Here is a 4,893-nt window from a genome sequence, read left to right as displayed (position 1 = left end):
GATCAGCGGCGCGGCGGGCCTCGCCCCCACGATCGCCGCGGTGAGAACCGGCGGCGCGGTCGCCTTCGCCACCAAGGAGTGCCTCGTGTGCGCCGGGGCGGCTTTCATGGCTGAGGTCGCGCGCGCCGGCGCCACGCTGCTGCCGGTCGATTCCGAGCACAACGCATTGCTTCAGGCGCTCGGCGGCCAGCCGGTCGCCGACGTCGAGAAGATGACGATCACGGCTTCCGGGGGGCCGTTCCGGCAATGGTCCGCGGACCGGATCGCCGCCGCTCGTCCGGAGGACGCGCTCAAACATCCCACCTGGTCGATGGGCGCGAAGATCACGATCGATTCCGCCACCTTGATGAACAAGGGGCTGGAACTGATCGAGGCGCTTCATCTGTTCGGCGTCGAGGCCGGCCGGCTCGACGTGGTGGTGCATCCCCAGTCGGTCGTGCACGGGCTTGTCACGTTCAGGGACGGCGCCGTGACGGCCGGCCTCGCGGCGCCCGACATGCGGGTCCCGATCGCATACGCGCTCGGGCACCCGCATCGCATCGACGCGCCGACTGCCCGGCTCGACCTGGTTCAGCTCGGCTCCCTGACCTTCGAGGCGCCGGATCCCGAGCGATTCCCGGCGCTTCGCCTCGCGCGTGAGGCGCTGGAGGCGGGCGGCGCCGCGGCGACCATCCTGAACGCCGCGAACGAGGTGGCCGTCGCGCTGTTCCTCGAAGACCGCATCGGCTTCATGGACATCCCCAGAATCGTGGCTGAAGCGCTCGATCAGGCGAGCCGACGGGGGCTCAGCGCCGCGCCGGCCACCATCGACGAGGCCATCGCGCTCGACGGCGAGGCTCGCGCAATCGCGTCCGCTTGCCTGCTGGAGAGCCGGCCCCGGTCGCAGTAGACTGTGCGATCGCACTGCCGCGGCGCGGTCCGAGGCGCCGCCTGACTCGAGGATTCGATGACGTTTCTCCACGAGATGCTGGGCGCAGGTTCAGCCACTCTCGGCTATCTGCTTCCGTTCCTGTTCGTGCTCACTCTCGTGATCTTCTTCCACGAGCTCGGGCATTTCCTGGTCGCGCGCTGGACGGGCGTGCGGGTGCTCACCTTCTCGATCGGCTTCGGGCCGGAGCTGTTCGGCTTCAATGACCGGCGGGGCACTCGCTGGCGCGTCGCGGCGATTCCGCTCGGCGGCTATGTGCGCTTCGCCGGAGACGAGAACGCCGCGAGCGGGCCCGACGTCGAGCTTCTGGAGAAGATGACCCCGGAGGAGCGGCGCGGCAGCTTCTTCTTCGCGCCGCTGCCGAGCCGCGCGGCCATCGTGGCCGCTGGTCCGATCGCGAACTTCCTGCTCGCGATCGCGATCTTCGCCGGCGTGTTCATGGTCGCCGGCCGGCCGGTGACGGAAGCGATGGTGGACGAGATCGAGCCCGGAAGCGCGGCGGCGGAAGCTGGCTTCGCGCCCGGCGACCTGGTGCTGCAGATCAACGATTCCGCCATCCGCTCGTTCAGCGACATGCAGAGAATCGTCGAGGTCAGCGCCGATCAGCCCCTGCGGGTGGTCGTGGAGCGCGCCGGCAAGCAGGTGACCCTCGAGGCGACGCCGAGGCTGAAGGAGATCTCCGATCCCTTCGGCAACAAGCTCAAGATCGGCCTGCTGGGAATCAAGCGCTCGACCAATCAGCAGAACCTGCGGCTCGAACGCTACGGACCCGTGGAGGCCGTCGTGGCGGGCGCGCAGGAGACCTGGTTCCAGGTCTCGCGCACCGCCTCCTATCTCGGGCGAATGGTGATCGGCAGAGAATCGACCGAGCAGATCGGCGGCCCGATCCGGATCGCCAAGACCTCGGGCGATTTCGCCAGCCTCGGCTTCCTCGCCCTGCTGAATCTCGCTGCGATTCTATCGGTTTCGATCGGGTTGTTGAACCTCGTTCCGATCCCGATGCTCGACGGCGGCCATCTTCTCTTCTATGCGATTGAGGCGCTGCGCGGCCGCCCATTGGGGCCGCGCATGCAGGAAATGGGGATGCGCTTGGGCTTCGCCCTGGTGCTCGCCTTGATGCTGTTCGCGACGTGGAATGACATCGTTCATCTTTCGTCGCTAGGCTGAAATCGGGGTGGCGTGGCCTCGCCGCAACGGCAGGGGGCAAACGTCGACAGGCGTTGAGTAGCGAGTTTGCACGTGCGTCAAAGTTCTATAGAAGCGGACGGTGTCGCTCCGGGGATTTCAGCCGTTGCAAGCGGTTGCGGAAGCGCGGCACACGGCACGGGGGTCCGTCAGCCCATGAAGCGTATGGTTCGAGTAGTCGGGCGCCTTGCCCTTGCCTCGTCGGTCGCGGTCGCGCCGATGATAGCGGGCGTGGGGGCCGGCCTTCTCGGCGCTACGGCGGCCAATGCGCAGAGCGCGAGCGGCATCACCGTTCGTGGCAACCAGCGCGTCGACGCGGAGACGATCCGTTCCTATTTCACGGGCCGTGGCCCGCTGACCCAGGCGGTCGTGGATGAGGGCATCCGCGGTCTCTACGCGAGCGGTCTGTTCTCCGACGTGCGGGTGACGCGCGCCGGCGGCGGCATCGTCGTCAACGTCAACGAGAACCAGGTCATTAACCGGGTGGCGTTCGAGGGCAATTCCAAGGTCAAGGACGCCGTCCTGACCTCGGAGGTCCAATCCAAGGCGCGCGGGCCGTTCAACCCCGCCGTGGTGCAGGCCGACGCCCAGCGCATCACCGAGATCTATCGGCGTTCCGGCCGCTATCAGGTGACCGTCGAGCCGAAGACGATCAGCCAGCCGAACGGCCGCGTCGATCTCGTCTTCGAGATCAACGAGGGCGACAAGACCAAGATCCAGGCCATCGAGTTCGAAGGCAACGAGGCCTTCTCCGACGGCACGCTGCGCGACCAGATGTCGACCACGGAGTCGAACTGGCTGAGCTGGATCAAGACGTCCGACGTCTACGATCCTGACCGGGTCAACGCCGACCTCGAGCAGCTTCGCAAGTACTACCTGAACCACGGCTACGCTGATTTCCGGGTCGTTTCGGCCAACGCCGATCTGAACCGCGAGACGAACGCGTTCACGCTGAAGATCGTGGTCGAGGAAGGGCAGCAGTACCGCTTCGGTCCTGTCGACGTGGAGTCGCACGTCGCCGAGGTGGACGCAGCGACCCTGAAGAGCCGGATCCAGTCCTCGACGGGCTCGGTCTACAGCGCCAAGGACGTCGACAAGTCGGTCGAGAACATGTCGCTCGAGCTGGCCTCGCGCGGCTACGCCTTCGCGCAGGTCCGCCCGCGCGGCGATCGCGACGTCAACGGCCGCACGATCTCGATCACCTACGTCGTCGAGGAAGGCGCGCGGGTCTACGTCGAGCGCATCAACGTGCGCGGCAACACCCGCACGCGTGATTACGTCGTCCGCCGCGAGTTCGATATCGGCGAAGGCGACGCCTACAACCAGATCTTCATCGACCGCGCGGAGCGGCGCATCAAGGCGCTCGGCTTCTTCAAGAACGTGCGCATCACGACGGAGCCGGGTTCGGCGCCGGATCGCGTCATCGTCAACGTGGACGTCGAGGATCAGCCCACCGGCGAGTTCTCGGTCGCTGGCGGCTACTCCTCGCAGGACGGCATCATCGGCGAGATCGCGCTCGGCGAGCGCAACTTCCTCGGTCGCGGCCAGTACGCCCGCATCGCGGCCCAGTTCGGCCAGAACACGTCCGGTTTCGACTTCTCGTTCACCGAGCCGTATTTCCTCGGCTACCGCGTGTCGGCCGGCGTGGACGCCTACGTGAAGCGCCGCGACGACACGGACTACACGTCCTACAAGGTCGACACCTATGGCGGCGGCCTCCGCTTCGGCTTCCCGATCACGGACGAGTTCACCGTCGGAACGCGCTATCAGCTCTATCAACAGGATCTGAAGATCCCGGGCCGGTATCGCGACATCTTCGACAAGAACGGCGCGGTGAACCGCGATCGTGCGTCGGCGGCGATCTTCGAGGCAGAGGGCAAGACGCTCACGTCGCTCGCCGGTCTGTCGCTGATCTACAACACGCTCGACAACCCGGTGAATCCCACCCAGGGCATCTACGCGGAGCTCAAGGGAGACGTGGCGGGCCTCGGCGGCGACGCCAAATATGTCCGCGGGACTTTCGACGGCCGCTACTATCACCCGCTGTTCGTCGACGACGTGGTCGGCATCCTGCGGCTCCAGGGCGGCCACGTGAAAGCGTTCGGCGGCCAGGATCTGCGCGTGCTCGATCACTTCCCGGGCGGACCCGATCTCGTGCGTGGCTTCGAGCCGCAGGGCTTTGGTCCCCGCGACCTCGGCACGGGCGACCCCTTGGTCGGCAGCCCGAACGACGATCCGCTCGGCGGCACGACCTACTTCGGCGCCTCCGCCGAAGCCCAGTTCCCGATCTTCGGGCTTCCCCGTGAGGTCGGCCTCAAGGGCGCCGTCTTCGCCGACGCCGGCACCGTGTTCGGCTATGACGGCATCAAGAGCATCAGCGGCGTTCCGAACGGCGCGGGCGGCGGCGGCGGCACCAGCACGGTCTTCGTGAACGACAAGGACAGCAAGAAGATCCGTTCGTCTGTCGGCGCCTCGATCCTCTGGAACTCGCCGCTCGGTCCGATCCGCTTCGACTTCGCCAAGGTGCTGTCGAAGGAGAAGTATGACGAGACCCAGGTGTTCCGGTTCTCCGGCGGCACCCGGTTCTAAGAACGGGCTTCCAGCCTTCACGGAAATCTCATAAACGGGCGGCGGAGAAACATCCGCCGCCCGTTTCGTTTGCGCCGGCGGCCGCCGGAGCCCGATGACCGAACCCCGCTTTTTCCCCGCGCCGCAGCCGCTCGACCTGCAGGCGCTTGTCGCGCTGACCGGCGCCCGCCGCGTCCGCGGACCGGAGGAGG

The 4,893-nt window shown here is 66.9% G+C and carries 3 protein-coding genes; all 3 read left to right on the top strand.

What is annotated here, in order from left to right; all coding sequences use genetic code 11:
* Nucleotides 1-889: 1-deoxy-D-xylulose-5-phosphate reductoisomerase (gene dxr / locus ACIKT0_RS12980; protein ID WP_407105742.1), on the top strand; the 889-nt coding region annotated here is incomplete at its 5' end.
* Nucleotides 890-946: 57 nt separating this feature from the next.
* Entirely contained in the window at nucleotides 947-2,095 is a 1,149-nt protein-coding gene (gene rseP / locus ACIKT0_RS12975; RefSeq protein WP_407105741.1) for an RIP metalloprotease RseP, read from the top strand.
* A 183-nt stretch (nucleotides 2,096-2,278) separates the two neighbouring features.
* On the top strand, nucleotides 2,279-4,702 hold the full coding sequence (gene bamA, locus ACIKT0_RS12970; protein ID WP_407105743.1) for an outer membrane protein assembly factor BamA: 2,424 nt from the start codon (nucleotides 2,279-2,281) through the stop codon (nucleotides 4,700-4,702).
* The last annotated feature ends 191 nt before the right edge of the window (nucleotides 4,703-4,893 follow it).

This window comes from Hansschlegelia beijingensis (assembly GCF_045505405.1).
GTDB lineage: Bacteria > Pseudomonadota > Alphaproteobacteria > Rhizobiales > Methylopilaceae > Methylopila > Methylopila beijingensis_A.
This window is presented reverse-complemented; position numbering and strand designations above follow the sequence as displayed.